Genomic DNA, 19525 nt, shown 5'->3' on the forward strand with positions numbered 1-19525 from the left:
ATTCTTTTGAAAAAGCAAATAATTTAATATACTTATTTGTATTTCACTATAACTTTATTAGACCACATGGTTCATTAAATAACTGTACTCCAGCAGAAGTTGCTGGCTTCGCTAGCGATAGCTCAGATAAAAACTCTTGGTTTTCAGCGGCTTAATATAAAATTAATATCTTTGATTAACCTGCAAAAATTACGTTTATTGCAGGTTTGTTTACCATACAATAAACTATCCAAACTTATATAATTTTCAAAGAACGAGCAATTCTATGAAATATTAAGCTATTTTTTCATATCAGCTTAACAGATTCACCTCTTCTCAAGACTTTTCCTGGTGCTATTTTAAAATAGTCTCCTTCTCTTATGACAACTTCTCCATTTATAATTACATAATCAATTCCTTCTGGATATTGTGTTGGATCCACAAAAGTTCCTTTTTCGCCTACAGTTTCTTCATTAAAAATTACTATGTCTGCAAAATTCCCCACTTCTAATGTTCCTCTATTTTTTATTGAAAATGCTTGTGCTGCTTTTTTACTCATTTTATAAATAGCTTCTTCTAAAGTTAAAACCTTTTTCTCTCTTACAAATCTACCAAGTATTCTTGGGAATGATCCAAAGGCTCTTGGATGAGGTTTTCCTGAAAGAAGACCATCAGTACACACATTTTGCTCTTTCATTTTCATAAATTTCTCTATATGTTCTTCTAATCCGTAAAAATCAACCATACCAACCGCATTCTCCTCTTCATAAAGAAGATCAAATGTAGCATTGTAAGAATCTTTTCCTCTCATTTCTCCAAGTTCTTTTAAGTTTTTTCCTATAACATCCCTATTTTTTTCTGTTTTCACAGATGTAACAAATATTCCATCTAACCCTGCAAAATCCACAAAGTTATCCCATCCTGGAATTCCAGTTTCCATATCATTTATCATTTTTTTTCTTAATTCACTATTGCTTAATCTTTCTAAAAGATTATCTGTTCCTCCATCATGAGCCCATGGTGGAAGTATTACTCCTAGCATTGTACTTCCAGCGGCATATGGATACTGATCAAATGATATTTTTATTCCTTCCTTTTCCGCCTTTTTTACAAGATCTATAACAGCATCTATGAATCCCCAATTTTTCTTTCCACAAACCTTAAAATGAGAAAAATGCACTCTAACTCCAGATTTTCTTCCTATTTCAATTACTTCTTCCATAGATTCAAGTATAGTATCAGCTTCACTTCTTTGGTGAACAACAAACACACCATCATACTCCGCAACCACTTTACACATTTCAACAAGCTCTTTAGTCTTTGAATAAGCACATGGCATGTATATAAGTCCTGTTGAAAGGCCTAGTGATCCCGCTTCCATTTCTCTTCTTGTTATATTACACATTTTTTCTATATCTTTATCTGTGGCTATATTGCTTCCAAGTCCCATAGCCTCCATCCTTACATTTCCATGTGGTACAAGATAAGCTTCATTTAATCCAACACCATTTTTCTCCATAATCTTTAGATAATTATCAGTTGTTTTATATGTCCAATCTATATTATCTGACTCTCCATCTAATCCAGCTAAATTTTTTCTCCAAGGAGATATATATTCTATAGGCAATGGTGCCATTGATATTCCATCTTGACCTAATACTTCTGTTGTTATTCCCTGTCTTATTTTAATTTCGTTATATGGATTTTCTATTATTTTAAGATCTGAGTGGGAATGAGTATCTATAAATCCTGGACATACAACCCTTTCCTTTGCATCTATTACCTCATCAAAGGAATTTTCATCAGCTACACTACCTATGTAGCTGATTTTTTCTCCCTCAATAACAATATTACTTTTAAATGGAGCCCTCTTATTTCCGTCAACAATTAGCCCATTTTTTATTAGTTTTTTCATTATTATTCACCTACGATTCTTTTTTACTTATTGTAAACTGATTTTAATATTCCGTAATATCCTTCTGCTCCCATAAATAATTGTTCTTGTTCTATATATTCATCTATTGTATGAGCTAAATTTTCTTTTGAAGGACCAAATCCTATGGTTTTTATTCCCTTTTCTCCTGCATAATGAGAACCGTTTGTACAGAATGAATATTGAGTTATTTTAGCATCTATTCCAGCAGATTTTAGTCCTTTATAAGCTGCTTGTACAAATTCATCATTTTCTTCATATAACCAACCTGGGAAGAACCTTTCTCCTTCTATTTTTTCTCCTGTGTAGCAAACTTCTTTTCCTATTGCATACGATGCTTTTACATTTAACCCATTATCTTCTTTTCTAAGTTCTTCTAATAAAGCTTCTATTGGAACTAATACTGATTCTTTAGTTTCACCAACCAATAATCTTCTATCAAATGTAGCTCTACAGTAATCTGGAACTACTGATGCTCCTGGATATGGTGAAGATTTTATATCAGTTAATACTAATATTCCTTTTCCAAGAACCTCATGTTCAGGTGCTTCTATTTCTTGAATTTTTTCTATTACTTTAGCCATTTTATAAACAGCATTTATTCCTTTTTCTGGGTTAGCTGAATGAGCTGGTTTTCCAAAAGTTTCCACAACAATTTCTGCTCTACCCCTTTGACCTATTTTTAAGTTAAGTTCTGAAGATTCCCCTATTATTACATAGTCAGGTTTTATTGCTTCGCTTATTTTTCTAGCTGAAACTCCCTCAAATATTTCTTCATGAACAACCCCTGCTACATATATATCTCCTTCAAAATTTCTATCTATGTCTTCAGCAAAATATGCAGCTGCTGCTATCATAGCTGAAGTTTGTCCCTTCATATCTGATGTTCCTCTACCATAGATTTTTCCATCTACTATTTCTCCTTTAAATGGTGCATGTGTCCATTTAGATTCGTCTGGTACTGGTACAGTATCTATATGACCATCAAACAATAGCTTTTTACCTGGTTTTTTACCTTTTATGTGTCCTATAATGTTTCCATAGCTATCAACAAAACATTCATCATATCCTAATTCTTTTAGCCCCTTTTTTATTGCTTCTACAACATTACCTTCTTGTCCAGACACTGATTTATTCTTTATCATCTCTTGGCATAATCTAGTTAACTGTTCTTTTCTTAATTCTGTTAACATAATACGTTCCCCCTATTTTTCTATTCTTAATGCTATTTTTCTATTTATATTCCATATTCTCCATTCCAAACTATTGACCTATATTTATCTGGGTCTGTATCCCCTTCTGTACTAAATAATAATACCTTTGAATTTTCATCTAATTCTAAAGCCTTCTTTAAATCCTCATATTCTGGATTTGTCATTATTTCATATAAAAGCCCAGCTGTTACTGCTCCTGATTCTCCTGATACTACTTTTTTATCATCTTTCATTCCGTTTCCAAGTACTCTCATGCCTTTTGCTGATACCCAGTCAGGACATGAAACAAATATCTTTGAATGATTCTTTAATACTTCCCAACCTATAGTATTTGCTTCTCCACAAGCTAACCCGGCCATTATTGTTTGCATATCGCCACCAACACTTCTTGCCTCTCCATCATTTGCTACTGCTGATTTATATAAACAATCTGCTAAATTTGCTTCAACTATTACTGTTTTTGGACATTCATCTTTATAAGTTGCTGCAAAATACCCTTGAACAGCACCTGCTAAAGATCCAACTCCAGCTTGTACAAATATGTGTGTTGGCTTTTCAACACTATATTTTTCTAATTGTTCTTTTGATTCTAGAGCCATTGTTCCATATCCCTGCATTATCCATGCTGGAATTTCCTCATATCCTTCCCATGCTGTATCCTGAACCATTAATCCATTGTGTTCCTCTGCATATTTATTTGCTAGTCTAACAGCATCATCATAATTTAAATCTGTTATTGATGCCTCTGCACCTTCTGCTCTTATATTTTCTAATCTTGTTAATGAAGACCCCTTTGGCATATAAACTACTGATTTTTGCTTTAATTGATTAGCTGTCCATGCAACCCCTCTACCATGATTACCATCTGTTGCTGTAACAAAAGTTATATCTCCAAGTTCTTTTCTAACTTCATCTGATATTATCTTTTCATATGGTAATTCTGATATATCCTTTTCAAGCTTTCCTGCTAAGTATTTTGCCATAGCAAAAGATCCGCCTAACACCTTAAATGCATTTAATCCAAATCTATATGACTCATCCTTTATGTAAACCCCACCTAATCCTATATGGTTAGCTAAACTTTCTAAACTAACTAATGGAGTCTCATTATATTGAGGAAAACTAGAATGAAAATTCTTTGCCTTTCTTATTTCTTCTTCGCATAAAAATTTAACGCTATTTTCTTTATTTCCTTGCTTAAGAGTATTTTCTTTCCATTTAATTTTTTCTGACATTACTTCATCTCTCCTTATATTTGTTGCTAATATAAGATTTAGCAACAATCATGCCAATTAATTTAATTTTTAACGAAATCTTTTTTATATTCTTTTATTTGTTTATAATTTTTTTATCTATATTACACTTTTCTTACTTTTTGTATACATTTAAATTAATTTATAACTTGAAAATATTTATTAGTTTTCGTATTTTTATCATTTTGATAATTACTATCAAAATGATAAATGCAGTAAATTCTATGTTTACAGCGTTATTTTTATTTTTTTATCAATTTGATAATTATTTTCCGCATTTTTTCTACAATATTTTGAATCTTTAATTTTTAACATTGTATATAAATAAAAATTTAACATTGTATTGCTAAAAATTCTTAAAAACAAAAAACAGATATACACTAAATTTCTTATTTAATAAATATCTGTTTTATATAAAATTTTTATTCACTTTATATCATTAATACTGCACAAAATATAATCTTCTAAAAATGGCTTATTAATATTCAATTATGTATATAGCTAATACTTTATCCCTAAATTATCCCCCTATTTTATACATAAACCTATTATCTTTACATTTGTTCTCTTCATTAAATTTATATCCCTTTGGTTATTATATATTGTATCTTCTATTTCCCTCTGTATATTAGATAAACTAGTATTTTCCCTAAATTAAATTGATTTATTATTTTCCGAATCCACATTTAGGGAAAATACATATGTTACAATTTAAACACATTCCACCTTCCCCATACATTGCAATATCTTTTTTCATTAACTTTTCATTCACTAAAATTCTAGGTAAAACTAAATCAAATATAGTTCTTTTTGCATACATAACACATCCTGGTAGCCCTAATAAAGGCTTATTTTCATAATAAGAAAGTAAAAACATTGCTCCTGGTAATACTGGTGACCCATAAGTTATAACATCTGCACCACTTTCTCTTATGGCACTAGGTGTTAAATCATCGGGATCAACTGACATTCCACCTGTACATACTACCATCTCTGCACCTTTTATGTACCAATTCTTTATTTCATTTTTAATCATTTCCTTGTTATCTGGTAAAATAACTTGCCCTAAAACTTCACATCCATATTCTTCAACCTTCTTAATTACTGCTGGGCCAAAGGCATCCTCTATTCTTTTATAATAAACTTCATTACCTGTAGTTATTATTCCAACCTTTTTACCTCTAATTTTTTCAACATGTATAAGTTTATTCACTTCTTTCTCTGCTTGTTCTAACTTCTTTTCATCTATCATAAGAGGTATAACTCTTGTACCTCCAACCTTATCACCTTTTTTTACTGGAGTATTATTATGAATTGTAGAAAACATTATTTCATCTAACATATTTAACTTTAAAAGCTCCTTTTTATTAACCTTTAAAAGCCCATCATATGCTGCAAACATATCTATCTTCCCTTCTTTTATTTCTGAAAAATCTAATCCATTTCCACAACATAATTCTTTTAATCTTATTGCTCCTTGATTTTCATGTACCATTCCCTCTATGTCTTCTAAAACATATATGTTATCTTTTCCTAAAGATAATAGCATCTCTATATCTTCTTTTTTTATCACATGCCCTTTTTTGAATGCTCTGCCTTTAAATTCTCCTGGTATTATTTGTGTTATATCATGTAATATAACTTGTCCTACTGAATCGATTGTTTTAATCTTTTTCACATTAACTTCCCCCTAAGTTAAAATTCTCTTTTCTTTAATAGAAAATTATTAAATACTATTAGCGTTGTGCTTATTATAATTACTACAAATGTTAATTTATTAGCTTTTATAAAATCTCCATTTTCTACTGCAAAATATATTGCCATGGGAATATTTTCAGTTTTTCCAGGTATATTACCACATATCATAAGACTTGCTCCAAATTCTCCAAAAGCTCTTGCAAAACTTAGAATAATGCCACTCAATATTCCTTTTATGCACATAGGTAATGTTATTCTAAATAATACTATTAAATTAGTAGCACCATCTAATTTAGCTGCTTGTATACAGTTTTTATCTATGGCCCCCATAGCCCCTTTAACACACTGATACATAATAGGTAGTGCAACAATAAAACACGCTAAAACTGACCCTTGCCATGTAAATATAAAAGAGAAATTAAATATATGATCTATAATTTTGCCTACAAAGCTTTTCTTGCCTATTAATATAAGTGTTATATATCCAACTAATGATGGCGGCATAAACAAAGGAAATAATATTAAGGTCTCTATTATGTACTTACATACTCCTTGTTTATTTAATAATCTATAAGCTATAAATATTCCCACAAATGATACTAAAACTGTAGAAACAAAAGCTGTCCTTATAGAAACAAAAATTGGATTTAATTCCATGGTTATTACCTTACTATAAAGTTGTTTTGTTTTAATATATTTTTACACTCTTCACTTGTCAAATATTCTATAAAGTCTTTTACCTCTATTTTTTCTTTGGAATTCTTTATTGTTGCTAGTGGATATATAATGGGACTATGAAGTTTATCATCTATTTTTTCTATTACCTTTGAACTTTTAAGATTGGGAGAATCATTATCATAAATTATTGCAAAATCTACCTCTCCTTTTTCAACATAACTTATAGTTGCTTTTGCATCTTTACAATATATAATTGTTGGCTCTACCTCTTTAAGTATCCCTATATTATTAAATGCTTCCTTTGTATATAACCCTAACGGAGCGCTCTTTTCTGCTACAGCTATTTTTATGTTTCCAAATTTTAAATCCTTAAAAGAATTTATTTTGGATTTAGATTCATTAGACTTAACTAAAACTAATGAGTTACCTAAAAAATCCTTTGAATTTTCTTCTTTTATATAGCCTTTCTTTATAAGATCATGAATATTTTCTTTTCCAGCTGATAAAAATATATCTACTGGTGCATCATCCTCTATTTGTTTTTGAAGAGTTCCTGATGGGCCAAAGTTTAAATTTACTGTTATATTGTTTTTTTCTTCAAAATTCTTTTTTATTTCTTCCATTGGCACCTTAAGTGATGCTGCAACACTCATATTTATTTCTTTTTTCTTAGATTTATTATTATCATTAGTTGACCCACATCCAACTAAAAATAAACTTCCTATCATAATTAAGCCAATTAATTTTTTTAACATTTCTTATTTCCCCCAATTTTATTGTTATCTCATAGCACTTATTTTCAATACTTCTAGTTTATTTTTAAATTTAATACCAAAATTATAAATAAACACCTATAACCCTCTATCTATAATAAAATATTTATTCAAAATATTTTTATTCGAAACTGAAAATTATTTTATATTAACCCTTAATGTTTTTAAAGTAAAATATACTTTTAAAATTCCTTTTTTATAAATTTACTCTCAAATTAGTATGAAAAATCTTGATTTTTGTGAACTAAACTTCCATTATTTTTGATTTTTAATATTTCAGCTAATATACTTATGGCTATTTCTCCTGGTGTGCCATCTGATATATCTAATCCAACTGGAGTATATATGGTATTTAACTTTTCCCTTTTAAATCCTTGTTCTTTAAGCATTTCCATTAACTTAAAAACCTTCTTTTTGCTACCAAGCATACCTACATACTTATATTCTTTATTTAAAATAATTTCTATTGCCTCTTTATCTAATGCATGTCCTCTAGTTGCAACTATAAAATAGGTATCTTTATTGGTTTTTAAATTTTTTAATTTTTCCTGTAAATCTCCTAATATGACCTGAACCTTTTCAAATGCTTTGTTGCTCATGAATTCTACCCTGTCTTCTAAAACAACAATATTAAATTCCAAGTTTTTAGCTATTCCACATATACTTTGAGCAACATGTCCTCCCCCTATAATTACTAACTTTGGTTTAGGTAGAAAAACTTTTATATATCCTCGCACTTGTCCTCCACAGATCATACCCTCTTCAGGTTTTTCATTTAAACTATAACTAAACTCCATTCCTTCACTATTTTCAATACATTCTAAAGCACACTTATGAGTATAAGCCTCTACCATTCCGCCGCCTACACTTCCTTCTATGTCACCATTTTCTGATACTACCATCATTGACCCGCTTTTTCTTGGTGTTGACCCCTCTGAATAAGTTAATGTAACTAGTGCTGATATCTCTCCTTCATTAAGTTTATCTAATATTTTTTTCAGCAATTTCTCTTCCATATACATAACCTCCCTTTATATTCTTCATATACATTAAAGCTTCTAAAGTAGCTCCTCCTATATTTCTAGCTTTATCTGATACCCTATTACAATTTTCAATTTCTGTTATTCTAGGGTCTATATCTGCTATTTTCAATCCTTTTTTTACATATAAACCGTCTCTAATCATCCCTCTTAAAACTCCTGGAATTGTTGCATATACATTTGAATCATTAACTAAACAAATCACATCACCTTTGTTAACAACATCTCCTATATCTTTTATTATTTTAAGTTTTCCTTCACATGGAGAATATATAACTCTTTCTATTCCGTATCCTTTTATGATCCCTGGTATCCCTGTATTTTTTGATGCCTCTCCCTGAAAAACTAATGTTCCTAAATTATGTCCTCTTTGTGTTTCAATTACTACATCTACATCTTGTCCCCCAACATACCCTGGCCCTAAAGCTATTGTTATAGGAGCCATACATTTATTAGTTCCTATGTTCCTTTTACTTAATGTTGCATCAATAATTGCAGTCACATTAATATCCTTTAATATCCTTACTTTTGGGTCTTTTAATACTGGAATTTTATTATTGTGCCAAGCATTCATTATATCTTTTAAACTTTCACTATAAACCCCTACTAACTTTTCAACTCTTACCTCTCCTTCATAAATTGCTTCGCTTAAACAGACCTTTCTTCTTATAGATGTTGGATTATTAATTTCCGTAACTATAACCTTAAATCCACTTCTATATAATTTCTGTATAACTCCTGTAGCTATATCTCCTCCACCTCTGACTATAACAATGTCGTTCATATCTTTTCCCCCTGTTCAAAAAGATTTTTTAGTGTTTCTTTATTATCAATATCTAGAAGTTCTTTTTCATTATTTAAGTAACAAAACTCTACCTCTAGAGGATTTTTTATTATTATTTCTTTACCTCCAACATCTCCATGTAGATTAAGTAAATCTTTTATAAATCTTTTAGGGAAAATAACTGGTGAACCATTTCTATCTTTATATTTAGGAACTATTATTTTATCTTTCTTTTTAAATTTTTCTATTAATTTATTTATAGTTTTCGAAGTTAAAAAAGGTTGATCTGCCATAATAAACATGAAACTATCTTCACTACAATAAGCTTTAACTCCTATTTTTATTCCCTCACTTTGTCCTAATGTGTATTTTTTATTTAATATGCAATGTATAGGAAACTGTTTGGCTATATCCTTAACATCGTTATCCTTATAAATTAATACTATTTTTTCTAATGAAGATTCTTTAGCTGCCTTTAATACATAATAAACCATTGGATTCCCGTTAATGGATTCTAATAATTTATTATTCCCAAATCGTTTACTCAAACCAGATGCTAATATAATACCTACCATTTAATTTAATTCAAAGAAAACTGAATTTCTTATACTACCTCCTAGGACTTTATTTAAAAACTTATTATTTTCCCTACTTATTTTTTCAAGCAAATTACGTGCCAGTTCTTCATGTTTTTCATCTTCTATACAATTTAAAAATAGAATTCGTTGCCCTATTGAATTTTTAAATAATCCATTAGGATTTATTACTATTTCAATCAAATGATCTAGTGTTACTTTTTCTTGCTCTTTAGCATTAGTAAGTTTTTTAAACTCTTTTAATCTATGTATATTTTTATAATTTACCTCTAAATCCAAAACGGTTACAGGAATGATTCCAACTGTTTTAGTAGTCTTACTTAATATTACTGGCTCATTATTACTCCACCCTTTTAAGGGTTTTCTTTTAGACCCATCACTTTCTATTAATGTATAATCAAATTTCTCTATGTAATTTTTCATAGTATCTTCACTGCAAACAACCTTGTTTTCCATATTAATATAATCCCCAATTAGAGTTATACCATTGTTATTTCGAAATTCATTGGACTTTGTTGTATAAAATTCATAATCTACTTCATTAGCCTTAGGCTTTTCTATTTTAGTAGATGTAGTTACTAAAACCTTACTATTAAAAGAGCATTCCTTTGCCAATTCATACATAAAAGATGTTTTTCCACCTGAACCAACTATAGATACTACATCTCCTTTTTTAAGTTTTAATAACTCTTTAATACCTAACTTTCTCATACTCCTATTCCTCCCATATATTAAGACTTCCAATATACTAAACTAATTAAACTTTATTATATATTATCACACACTGAAATCTTTAATTAGTTACCTATTGAGTTGTGAACTGTTAGTCATTTAATGATAAAAATCTAAGTTATACTAAATTCCTTATTTAAATATTGCTATAAATTCATAAAAATAAGCGGTTAATGAAATAAATCATTAACCGCTTATCTTTACTTGTTAATCTGGCATTAATATAAATCTTAAAATAAATAACATTGCAAATATATATAACATTTTATGAACTTCATGTTTTTTTCCTGTAGTAACCTTCATTAATGGATAAAAAATCATTCCTACGGCTATGCCATTAGCTATTGAATATGTAAAGGGCATCATAACTATAGTAAAGAATGCTGGTACAGCCTCTGTAAAATCTGAAAAATCTATATTTTTAATTGCTCCAAGCATTAATACTCCAACTATAACTAAAGCTGGTGATGTAGCACTTTGTGGTACGATACCAATAAGTCCACTAAAAAATAATGAGCATAATAATAATATACTGACTACCACATTAGAAAGTCCTGTTCTTGCTCCGGCTGCAATACCTGCCGCTGATTCAACAACAGTTGCTAACGTAGTTGTTCCAAGAAAAGCTCCACAAGTTGTACCTATAGCATCTGATGTAAGAGCCTTTCTAAGATTTTTAGCTTCTCCATTTTCATCAACCATTCCTGAACTCTGAGCCGTTCCAACTAAAGTTCCTATTCCATCAAATAAATCTACTAGACTTAAAGTTATAACAACCATAAATACTGTAAGTAGTGCCCCTAATATGCCATTACCATTAGTTGTTAACAAACCTTTTATGTCCATTGCAAAAAACGTTTCTCCTATATGTGGCATTGAGAATACATTTATCCCCTCTAAGTTAGTAACTCCCATAGGTATACCTATTATTGTAGTTAGTATAATTCCTATTAACATAGCCCCTTTTACATTTCTAGCCATTAATACTGAACTTATAATAAGTCCTATTATTGTCAATATAACTGTTTTATTTGTAAAATCTCCAAAAGAAACTAATGTAGATGGATTTGATACTACTATTCCTCCACTTTTTAATCCAATTAAAGCTACAAACAATCCTATTCCTGCTGTTATAGCAAATTTAAGATTTTGTGGTATTGCATGTACAATTTTTTCTCTTATGGATGTAAGGGTTATTAAAATAAATACTAGTCCAGAAATAAATACTGCAGCTAATCCTTGCTGCCAAGAGAAATTAAGCTTTAAGCATATATTATATGAAAAAAATGCTACAAGACCAAGACCTGGTGCTAAAACAAAAGGTAAATTAGCATGAAGAGCCATTATTAATGTAGCTAATGCTGCAGATATACATACAGATGCAAATGCAGATGCTATAACTGGATCTGATGCTATATTAAGAATTTCAGCAGCATCTCCTTTAACCCCTAAAGCGTTCATTCCTCCCACTTTTAAAATATTAGGAATTACAAGTAATGCATAAGCAAATGTAATAAATGTAGTTAATCCACCTATTACTTCTGTTTTTACATTTGTGTTATTCTCCTTTAATTTAAATACTTTTTCTAAAAAATTTTTCATTAGTGTCCTCCATAGATTTTATAGTGTTGCTAGTTTAAAATGGAAAAATTTCTTCATAAAATAAAAATTGCATTGGTCTACTTAAGGTAAACCAATGCAATAAAATTACACAATTAATTGATTTACCCATAGCAAGAAAATTTAAGGTCTTCTTGTAGAAACATCTGAACCATATTAACAGATATATATGGGTTTATTAAATTATTTAACATTTATTATACATTTAATTTTAATATTTGTATACATTTTTTAATATTATCTAAAATCATCTGAACTTATCCTTATTCTTATATATTTATCTTCTTCATCACATAAATTACTTTTACCGTCTAAATATGCATTTACAGTAAATCCAACTATTCTTTCATCAATTCCCTCAATTAAAATTTTTGCCTCGTTAACTTTTCCAGGCTCAATTGGTTCCTCAAATTTGATATTTTTAAATAAATTTAGAAAGTATTTATTTTTCATGTTATCTTCAACAAAAAATTTATCTGGATCATTCTTAAGGATTTCATCTGTACCATTCTCTACAATTAAAGTGAAACTTAAAGAACTGCCATATCTATTAATATCTTTAACGTATGTTATAACCTTTTCATTATAAGCAAACCCTACCTTTTTATTTAACTTACAATATTTATTTTCGTCTATTATATCTAATAAATTAATTGCTCCATTAGATATTTGTGGACTTCTTCCCCACACCTTCCATATCCTAGGTTTTTCAATAAAAGCTATGGCTAAAAATATAACTATCAACCATCCTATTACTTTAAAAATAAGTCTATTAAATATAATATTATTTATGTCCGTATGCTCACTATAGTTTTTGTTACCACCTTTATATAATTTTTCCCCATACATAAATAAGACTATTCCAATCAAAAAAATTACTATAGATAAAATTGTACTAATACTCATATTGTTACTTCGTGAAAATATGGAAGAAATCATACAAATTAATCCTAAAATTCTAGGAAAACAAATTTTTATTTTTTTCAACTTCCCCCTCCTAACTATCCCTTTTGTTACATATTAACATACAGTTTACTCTATGTTAATATATTGTTTGTATATTTATAAAATTTTCTTTTTTGTAAATAATAGTAATAACACAATTTTTACATGATAGTGTATATTATTCAAACCCAGTTATTCCAATATTGAGATAAGAGTATTACAGCACCCAGTCATGGGATAAATTTAAATCTTTGTTAATATGTTAAAATCTCTTATAACACACTTAGCGATTTGTCCTTAAACCTAAAAATATAAAATATAATAAGAAATAGGAAATGGGCATGCAATTTATAGCATGTCCATTTCCTATTCCTATTTCTTATTTGGATTTTTAGGAAACCATCCTTTTTTAACTCGATCTTCTTGTTCAATAATTTCATGAATACTCCAAATGGATGAAAATCCTGTGACCCCTATAATTGATGATAATATAAAGTTTTTAGTCACCACTGAAATTCCTATTAATAGTAATCCAACAATTAAAAATAAAGGCCAAATCTTTTTACCAAAATAATATTCACTCTTTATCACAATAGGATGAAATGCACCTATTATCAAAAAAGCAACTAGTCCTATTAAAGCCCCATTATAATTCATATTTTCACCTCCTATTTACTCCATAACTACTATTCCCAATCCCCTCATAACTTACCATTTGAACTTAATAGTATACACCTTTTTCACTTTAACTTTAACTCAACTCATCATTCTTAGTTTTTAACTTATCATTATAGGAAATCACTCTCAAAATAAGTTCTTCTGAGTTTTAGCTTAATGAAATGTATTACTTTTAATTAAATTCCAAGTTAATTTCAAAAATTATTTGATTCAAAATTATGGTTCCTTAGGCTTCTCAGTATTTCCTGACCCCTCAGAGGGTTTAGTTTCCGTATCCTTTGGTGTTTTATTATTTTCTGTATTTGGCTTAGTTTCTGAATTGGGCTTATTATTGTTAGACTCATTGGTATTAGGTTTATTAGTTTCTGGTTTATTTTCTTCTGGTTTCGTATTGTTATTTTTTTTGTTGTTATCCCCACCATTTTCAGACTTGTCTTCTTTTGGTTTTTTAGTATTCTTAGGCTTATTATTAGGTTTTTGTTCCTCAGTTTTTATTGTTGAATTAATGTTACTATTATTTTCTTGTTGTTCTGGTTTTGTTATATCATCATTAGATTTTTTCTCTTCCTCATGTTTTGTTTCTTCTTGTTTTATTGGAAGTGTAAAATTAAATTTATCCTTAAGATCACCAAATGTATTTTTTATTGTAGGCATCCCAATTATAAGCACAAAATAAATTGTAAATAAAACTGTGAGCCTTTTTTTTGTTTTTCTTTTTAAGGATCTATTGAACCATGTAAGAATTATTCCTATAGGTGGTAGTAGAAATAGCATAATCCACATAAACCATGTTGTTCTATAAAATGCTTTTCCCTTATTGTTTGACTTATTACCACTACGCTTATTCCTACCTTGCCTTTTATTGTCTAAATTTTGATACTTATCTTCTATTTTATCAAATACATCCTTTTGTTCATTATTAAAATCTTTCTTATCCTTCTTCTTGAACTCCTCTTCCTTAATTCTGGGTATAGCCATGGTATTATCACTAAAACTTTCCTTATGAAAATCTTCCTTTGACATAATCATTGTTTCATTATCATGAAACTTTTCACCTATATTTTTTTTATCCATACTTCCTCCCCCTTTGTTTCGAAACATATTATATAAGACCACTAATTATTATATTTTATACATAACAAGTACACAACCTTTTAATTATAACAATTATAATGTTATGTACTTAATATGTATACATTTTATCAGTTTATCTCAATTTAGATTATTTTTATTAAACTTATTATTTAAATCAGCTGACGGTTACCACATTTATTCATTAAAATCCTATCTCATTTTGAATTCTATCCTTATTATAATTTCTTAAATCCAACCTTTTTCCTACTATATTTAATTTAAAATCCCCCTCATCTCCATCTGATATTTTGCCCTCATATTTTCCATTTTCATCAAATGGTAGGGAAATATACTCTCCCTTTTCACTATTTCTATTCCTAGCTTCTAATGATTTGTTATTACTATAGTTATCTTCCTTATATTCTAACTTTATATTTGAATCAATATTAAACCTATTAAAATCCATTTTTACTTTAATACAATTTTGAATATTTAAATTAACTATTTTAGCTATTGGAATGTATGATTCTACATACATTTCATTAGCTATAACATTCATTTCATTTGGTACTTTATCCACATTATATACTTCATAATTTCCATAAGAATATATTCTTAAGTGGGACACATTAATATCTATCTTTTCAATATTCATTAAACTTCTTAAATCTAGCTCTATTGCTGAGTTACACTTTATATTTAAATTTTTCAAGTTATTAAACTCTGGTAATTTTAGCTTACCTGCTGTAACTAAGAAATTTAAATTCTCACCTAAGACCTCTTTATTTTTTATATTTAAATAAGTATAGTTTCTAGAATTCACATCCACATCTACACCATTTGGTACATAAATTTCAATTCTTGATTCTCTATCTGCTGATGCTATTAGATCTATAGCAGTGTTATATAATTCTTTGAAATTTAAGTTACTACTTCTAAATATATTTGCATTAAATTGTGACTTTCCCTTTAAAGTTAGTACTCCATCATTATCTAAATTTGTTTCTAAATTTACTTCATCGAACATTTTATCATATTTTATAACCTTAACTTTTTCATCAGTAGATTTCTTTATATATACTCTTACACCATTACCACATATTGATTCTATATTTATTTTTTTAACTACTTCAGCTGAATCATATACTAAACTTTCCCCTATTCCACTTTCTTTAAGATGAATTCTTGCATCATTAACATCATTTGCAAAACTTGGTACTGCCCAAATAAGACTAGGGATAAATCCAAACAAACCCACTGTAGCAAAAACTGCTGCAACAATTAACGCCTTTTTAGATTTACTCATTCTTATCACCTTCTTCCTTATATGTTTCACCCTCTACAGCTTCATTTTTGTTAAAACCATTCTTCACCTTTGAATTGTCTCTTTTATCAGTATTACTTGCTCTTAAATACATAAACTTTTTCTTTATCCAACCCCTATATTTTACTATAAATATCTTAATATATTTAATAATGTTCAAATAAATAGTCCATCCTAAAACAATTAGGCCCGTTAAAAATATAGACCCAAATATACTAGCCGTTGCAACATAGTTATTTGCACTAAAGAGTAATATTCCCAAAATATATCCTAATCCATTTACTAAAGAACCACCTATTAATACCAACGTTATTGCTATAAAAATAGGTATCATAAATAACCCTATTAAAATTAGCATTCCTGTAACAATATAAATTATAGTTTTTACAAAAGAGCTTGATCTAGATCCATTTATTATTGAATCTGAATTTAAAAATTCTTTAGCTTTTTTATTAGCTTTATTGAAATATATCCTTACCTTTTTCCTTAATGTCTCTAGATTCTCTTTTACAAAAGATCTTGTTTCTTCTTTAGTTGCACCCTTCATTTCCCTTATTAATTCTTTAGCAACATTTTTAGGAGAACCTAGTGTTTTACATATCTCTTCCTCACTTTTCCCTTCTAGTTTGCCATTTATAAAAAATTCTTCATAATCTCTTAAAATATCTATAATATCTGACTCACTAAAATTTTCAGTTAAATAATCCTGTAATATATCTAAAAATTCTACTTTATTCATTACCTCTATATTCCTTTCTGTAAGATTCTAATATATAATTTACATCATAAACAAATCTATCCCATTCCTTAACCTGATTTTTCAAACTCTCTTTACCTTCATTGGTAATTTTATAATATTTTCTATCCGGACCTTCTTCTGATTTTCTAATATAAGATTCAAAATAACCATCTGAAGTTAGTCTTCTTAGAAGTGGATATATGGTACTTTCTTTAACTTCCATTACCCTTGATATACTGTCTACAACTTCATATCCATACATATCCTTTATATTTATCATTGCAAGTACACATATTTCAAGAACGCCCTTTCTTAACTGTGTGCTCATACTTTATACCACCTCCAACTAATGTGTATAACATAGTAGTGTTCTAAAATTATTATCTTTTATATACTACTCCATTAACACTATTGTGTATTACACAATACCTTATGAATTTATACTATCACACTACAATGCATTGCACAATAGCTTTTTTATTAATATTTTCTTACAAAAAACCATCATTCAAATTCTTCTCTTGAATGATGGTTTTTATTTTATTAACTTATTATTTTGGAAATGTTTTTAGATATTATTTCATCTTTATCTGATGACTACCATCTGTAATACTAGTTGAATGAAGATTTATTCTATAAAAGTAATCCACTATCATTGAAGTAATAGTTTTTACCATCTACAGTGAACCATCCTGTAACCATTCTTCCATCTTCTTTTAAATAGTACCAGTCTTTTCCTAATTGTAACCAACCTGTTTTCATTGCTCCACTACCATCAAGGTAATACCAGCTTTTATCTAACTTAACCCATCCTGTTTTCATTACACCAGTTGACTCTAAGTAATACCAAAATCCATTTACATTAGTCCAGCCAGTTCTCATAGCCCCAGAAGAATCTAAATAATACCAATTTCCATTTAAATTAATCCAATCGGTTCTCATTGATCCATTTGAATCTAAATAGTACCAAGTTCCATTTAAGTTAATCCAGCCTGTTTTCATTGCTCCATTAGAGTCTAAATAATACCAAGTATTATTTATTTTAACCCATCCTGTTGTCATTACTCCATTATTATTAAAGTAATACCATGTTCCATTTATATATTGCCAGTCTTTTGCCATTGAACCATCTGAATTATAGAAATACCAAATCCCTCCGCGTTGAACCCAACCATTTCCATTTAACCAATTCATGTTAGGTACATCAGCTTTTGTATTATATACAGTTTTTAATCTTTCTAAAATACCGTCTTTATTATCTTTAAGATCCCTTAAACTAAAGAAACTTGAACCCTTAACATTTTTATTATTTCTATTATACTTAATTTGATTTATTATTTCATCACTACCAAATTGATCATTTATTTTATAAGTGGCTTGTCCTATATATAGATGAACCTTTTTTCCTTCAACCTGTTTAGACCACCAATCCACTAACTCTCCATAAGGAGCTACTTTTGTATCAAATGCCCAGTATATTTGGGGAACAATATAATCTAGCCATTCTTCTTGAACCCACTTTTTTGAATCTACATAAATTGCATCATAACTACTTAATCCGTTTGTATTAGAACCTCCAACACTACTTCCATTTCTCCATATTCCAAAAGGACTTATACCAAATTTAACTTGAGGTTTTTCAGATTTTATTGAAGAATTTAAATCTTTTACAAACTTATTAATATTATCTCTTCTCCAATCTTCCTTATTAGAATATCCTTGTCCATATTTATTGAATGTTTCATCATCTGGAAAAACAATGTTATCTTTAGGATATGGATAAAAATAATCATCTAAATGTATTCCATCTATATTGTAATTTTTCACAACTTCAGTAATTGAATCTATAACATATTTTCTTGCTTCTGGTATACCAATATCTAAGCAATGATAATTTCCATACTGAACTATCCATTGAGGATTGTTTTTTAAGGCACTTCCATTAGGCAATGAATTTATGTATCCTTGTTTATCAAAATTATCACCATCTGTGCTTATTCTAAATGGATTAAACCATGGATGTATTTCAAGTCCTCTTGCATGTGCTTCATCAACAGCTAATTTTAATGGATCATATCCTGGATTTTTACCTAAAGTTCCTGTTAAAAACCTTGACCATGGTGCATAATTTGAAGGATAAAATGCATCACCCATTGTTCTTACTTGAAAAAATACAGTATTTAAGTTTTGATTTTTTACAAAGTCTAAATTTTCTTTTAATGTTATTTTTTGCCTTTCCAGGTTGTTGTAATCACTAGTTAATGGCCAATCATTATTCCATACAGTTGTAAGCCATGTGGCTCTCATTTCCTCATTATCATTTAGTGCATATGCATTAACATTCCCTATTGCATACACAAAAATAAATGCTAAAACAAAAGATACCACTAGACTTATTCTTTTTTTCTTACTATTCATTTTTCTTTTCCCCCCACATTACCATTTAATACTCTCTGAAATTTACT

18 protein-coding genes, 1 pseudogene and 1 riboswitch are annotated in these 19525 nt (G+C 28.8%); of the genes and pseudogenes, 1 reads left to right on the top strand and 18 read right to left on the bottom strand.

Annotated elements, in window-relative coordinates; genetic code table 11:
• Positions 1–155 (top strand): annotated as a pseudogene (locus tag BM119_RS19600) (integrase core domain-containing protein); the annotation flags it as partial.
• Positions 156–286: 131 nt separating this feature from the next.
• On the opposite strand, the gene BM119_RS09485 reads toward BM119_RS19600, so the two are convergent.
• The 18 genes from BM119_RS09485 to BM119_RS09570 form a co-directional block, all read right to left on the bottom strand.
• Positions 287–1894, bottom strand: a complete 1608-nt coding sequence (locus BM119_RS09485) for an N-acyl-D-amino-acid deacylase family protein (RefSeq protein WP_090040945.1) — start codon at positions 1892–1894, stop codon at positions 287–289.
• Positions 1895–1917: 23 nt separating this feature from the next.
• The gene (locus BM119_RS09490) at positions 1918–3105 is read right to left on the bottom strand and encodes a YgeY family selenium metabolism-linked hydrolase (RefSeq protein WP_090040947.1); all 1188 of its coding nucleotides are present in this window, start codon (positions 3103–3105) and stop codon (positions 1918–1920) included.
• Between the two features lie 44 nt (positions 3106–3149).
• Positions 3150–4361: a diaminopropionate ammonia-lyase gene (gene dpaL, locus BM119_RS09495; RefSeq protein ID WP_090040949.1), complete on the bottom strand. Its 1212-nt coding sequence runs from the start codon at positions 4359–4361 to the stop codon at positions 3150–3152.
• Between the two features lie 685 nt (positions 4362–5046).
• Positions 5047–6057 (bottom strand): molybdopterin-binding protein, encoded by a 1011-nt coding sequence (locus BM119_RS09500; protein ID WP_090040950.1) that lies wholly within the window; start codon positions 6055–6057, stop codon positions 5047–5049.
• Positions 6058–6074: 17 nt separating this feature from the next.
• Entirely contained in the window at positions 6075–6734 is a 660-nt protein-coding gene (gene modB, locus BM119_RS09505; protein WP_090040952.1) for a molybdate ABC transporter permease subunit, read from the bottom strand.
• Positions 6735–6739: 5 nt separating this feature from the next.
• Positions 6740–7510 carry a molybdate ABC transporter substrate-binding protein gene (gene modA / locus BM119_RS09510; protein WP_090040954.1) on the bottom strand — a complete coding sequence of 257 codons (771 nt, stop codon included), beginning with the start codon at positions 7508–7510 and terminating at the stop codon, positions 6740–6742.
• Between the two features lie 233 nt (positions 7511–7743).
• Positions 7744–8544, bottom strand: coding sequence for an XdhC family protein (locus BM119_RS09515; RefSeq protein WP_177199381.1), 801 nt, complete (start codon positions 8542–8544; stop codon positions 7744–7746).
• Complete coding sequence (yqeB, locus tag BM119_RS09520; protein WP_090040956.1) at positions 8510–9352, bottom strand: selenium-dependent molybdenum cofactor biosynthesis protein YqeB; 843 nt, start codon at positions 9350–9352, stop codon at positions 8510–8512. The genes BM119_RS09515 and yqeB overlap by 35 nt, the downstream gene beginning before the upstream one ends.
• The gene (locus tag BM119_RS09525) at positions 9349–9927 is read right to left on the bottom strand and encodes a nucleotidyltransferase family protein (protein ID WP_090040957.1); all 579 of its coding nucleotides are present in this window, start codon (positions 9925–9927) and stop codon (positions 9349–9351) included. The genes yqeB and BM119_RS09525 overlap by 4 nt, the downstream gene beginning before the upstream one ends.
• Positions 9928–10659: a selenium cofactor biosynthesis protein YqeC gene (gene yqeC, locus BM119_RS09530; RefSeq protein ID WP_090040958.1), complete on the bottom strand. Its 732-nt coding sequence runs from the start codon at positions 10657–10659 to the stop codon at positions 9928–9930.
• Positions 10660–10887: 228 nt separating this feature from the next.
• On the bottom strand, positions 10888–12282 hold the full coding sequence (locus tag BM119_RS09535; protein ID WP_090040960.1) for an NCS2 family permease: 1395 nt from the start codon (positions 12280–12282) through the stop codon (positions 10888–10890).
• A gap of 109 nt (positions 12283–12391) precedes the next feature.
• Positions 12392–12493, bottom strand: a riboswitch (purine riboswitch).
• Between the two features lie 44 nt (positions 12494–12537).
• Entirely contained in the window at positions 12538–13287 is a 750-nt protein-coding gene (locus BM119_RS09540) for a hypothetical protein (RefSeq protein ID WP_090040961.1), read from the bottom strand.
• 330 nt (positions 13288–13617) lie between these two features.
• Entirely contained in the window at positions 13618–13902 is a 285-nt protein-coding gene (locus BM119_RS09545) for a DUF4491 family protein (protein WP_090040963.1), read from the bottom strand.
• A gap of 237 nt (positions 13903–14139) precedes the next feature.
• Positions 14140–14997: a hypothetical protein gene (locus BM119_RS09550; protein WP_090040964.1), complete on the bottom strand. Its 858-nt coding sequence runs from the start codon at positions 14995–14997 to the stop codon at positions 14140–14142.
• A 202-nt stretch (positions 14998–15199) separates the two neighbouring features.
• The gene (locus tag BM119_RS09555; protein ID WP_090040966.1) at positions 15200–16303 is read right to left on the bottom strand and encodes a hypothetical protein; all 1104 of its coding nucleotides are present in this window, start codon (positions 16301–16303) and stop codon (positions 15200–15202) included.
• Positions 16296–17060: a DUF1700 domain-containing protein gene (locus tag BM119_RS09560; RefSeq protein WP_090040968.1), complete on the bottom strand. Its 765-nt coding sequence runs from the start codon at positions 17058–17060 to the stop codon at positions 16296–16298. The genes BM119_RS09555 and BM119_RS09560 overlap by 8 nt, the downstream gene beginning before the upstream one ends.
• A complete protein-coding gene (locus tag BM119_RS09565; RefSeq protein WP_090040970.1) occupies positions 17053–17388 on the bottom strand; it encodes a PadR family transcriptional regulator in 336 nt (111 codons plus the stop codon). Before BM119_RS09565 ends, BM119_RS09560 begins: the two co-directional genes overlap by 8 nt.
• 305 nt (positions 17389–17693) lie before the next feature.
• Entirely contained in the window at positions 17694–19478 is a 1785-nt protein-coding gene (locus BM119_RS09570; RefSeq protein ID WP_090040972.1) for a family 10 glycosylhydrolase, read from the bottom strand.
• Between the last annotated feature and the right edge of the window lie 47 nt (positions 19479–19525).

The sequence above is a fragment of the Clostridium frigidicarnis genome (assembly GCF_900111985.1).
In the GTDB taxonomy this organism is placed as follows: Bacteria; Bacillota; Clostridia; order Clostridiales; family Clostridiaceae; genus Clostridium_Z; species Clostridium_Z frigidicarnis.

Bases quoted from the DNA above. Each gene is read 5' to 3' on its own strand.
- BM119_RS09485 (WP_090040945.1), bottom strand. From the start codon at position 1,894: ATGAAAAAACTAATAAAAAATGGGCTAATTGTTGACGGAAATAAGAGG.
- BM119_RS09490 (WP_090040947.1), bottom strand. From the start codon at position 3,105: ATGTTAACAGAATTAAGAAAAGAACAGTTAACTAGATTATGCCAAGAG.
- dpaL (WP_090040949.1), bottom strand. From the start codon at position 4,361: ATGTCAGAAAAAATTAAATGGAAAGAAAATACTCTTAAGCAAGGAAAT.
- modB (WP_090040952.1), bottom strand. From the start codon at position 6,734: ATGGAATTAAATCCAATTTTTGTTTCTATAAGGACAGCTTTTGTTTCT.
- modA (WP_090040954.1), bottom strand. From the start codon at position 7,510: ATGTTAAAAAAATTAATTGGCTTAATTATGATAGGAAGTTTATTTTTA.
- BM119_RS09515 (WP_177199381.1), bottom strand. From the start codon at position 8,544: ATGGAAGAGAAATTGCTGAAAAAAATATTAGATAAACTTAATGAAGGA.
- yqeB (WP_090040956.1), bottom strand. From the start codon at position 9,352: ATGAACGACATTGTTATAGTCAGAGGTGGAGGAGATATAGCTACAGGA.
- BM119_RS09525 (WP_090040957.1), bottom strand. From the start codon at position 9,927: ATGGTAGGTATTATATTAGCATCTGGTTTGAGTAAACGATTTGGGAAT.
- yqeC (WP_090040958.1), bottom strand. From the start codon at position 10,659: ATGAGAAAGTTAGGTATTAAAGAGTTATTAAAACTTAAAAAAGGAGAT.
- BM119_RS09535 (WP_090040960.1), bottom strand. From the start codon at position 12,282: ATGAAAAATTTTTTAGAAAAAGTATTTAAATTAAAGGAGAATAACACA.
- BM119_RS09545 (WP_090040963.1), bottom strand. From the start codon at position 13,902: ATGAATTATAATGGGGCTTTAATAGGACTAGTTGCTTTTTTGATAATA.
- BM119_RS09550 (WP_090040964.1), bottom strand. From the start codon at position 14,997: ATGGATAAAAAAAATATAGGTGAAAAGTTTCATGATAATGAAACAATG.
- BM119_RS09555 (WP_090040966.1), bottom strand. From the start codon at position 16,303: ATGAGTAAATCTAAAAAGGCGTTAATTGTTGCAGCAGTTTTTGCTACA.
- BM119_RS09560 (WP_090040968.1), bottom strand. From the start codon at position 17,060: ATGAATAAAGTAGAATTTTTAGATATATTACAGGATTATTTAACTGAA.
- BM119_RS09565 (WP_090040970.1), bottom strand. From the start codon at position 17,388: ATGAGCACACAGTTAAGAAAGGGCGTTCTTGAAATATGTGTACTTGCA.
- BM119_RS09570 (WP_090040972.1), bottom strand. From the start codon at position 19,478: ATGAATAGTAAGAAAAAAAGAATAAGTCTAGTGGTATCTTTTGTTTTA.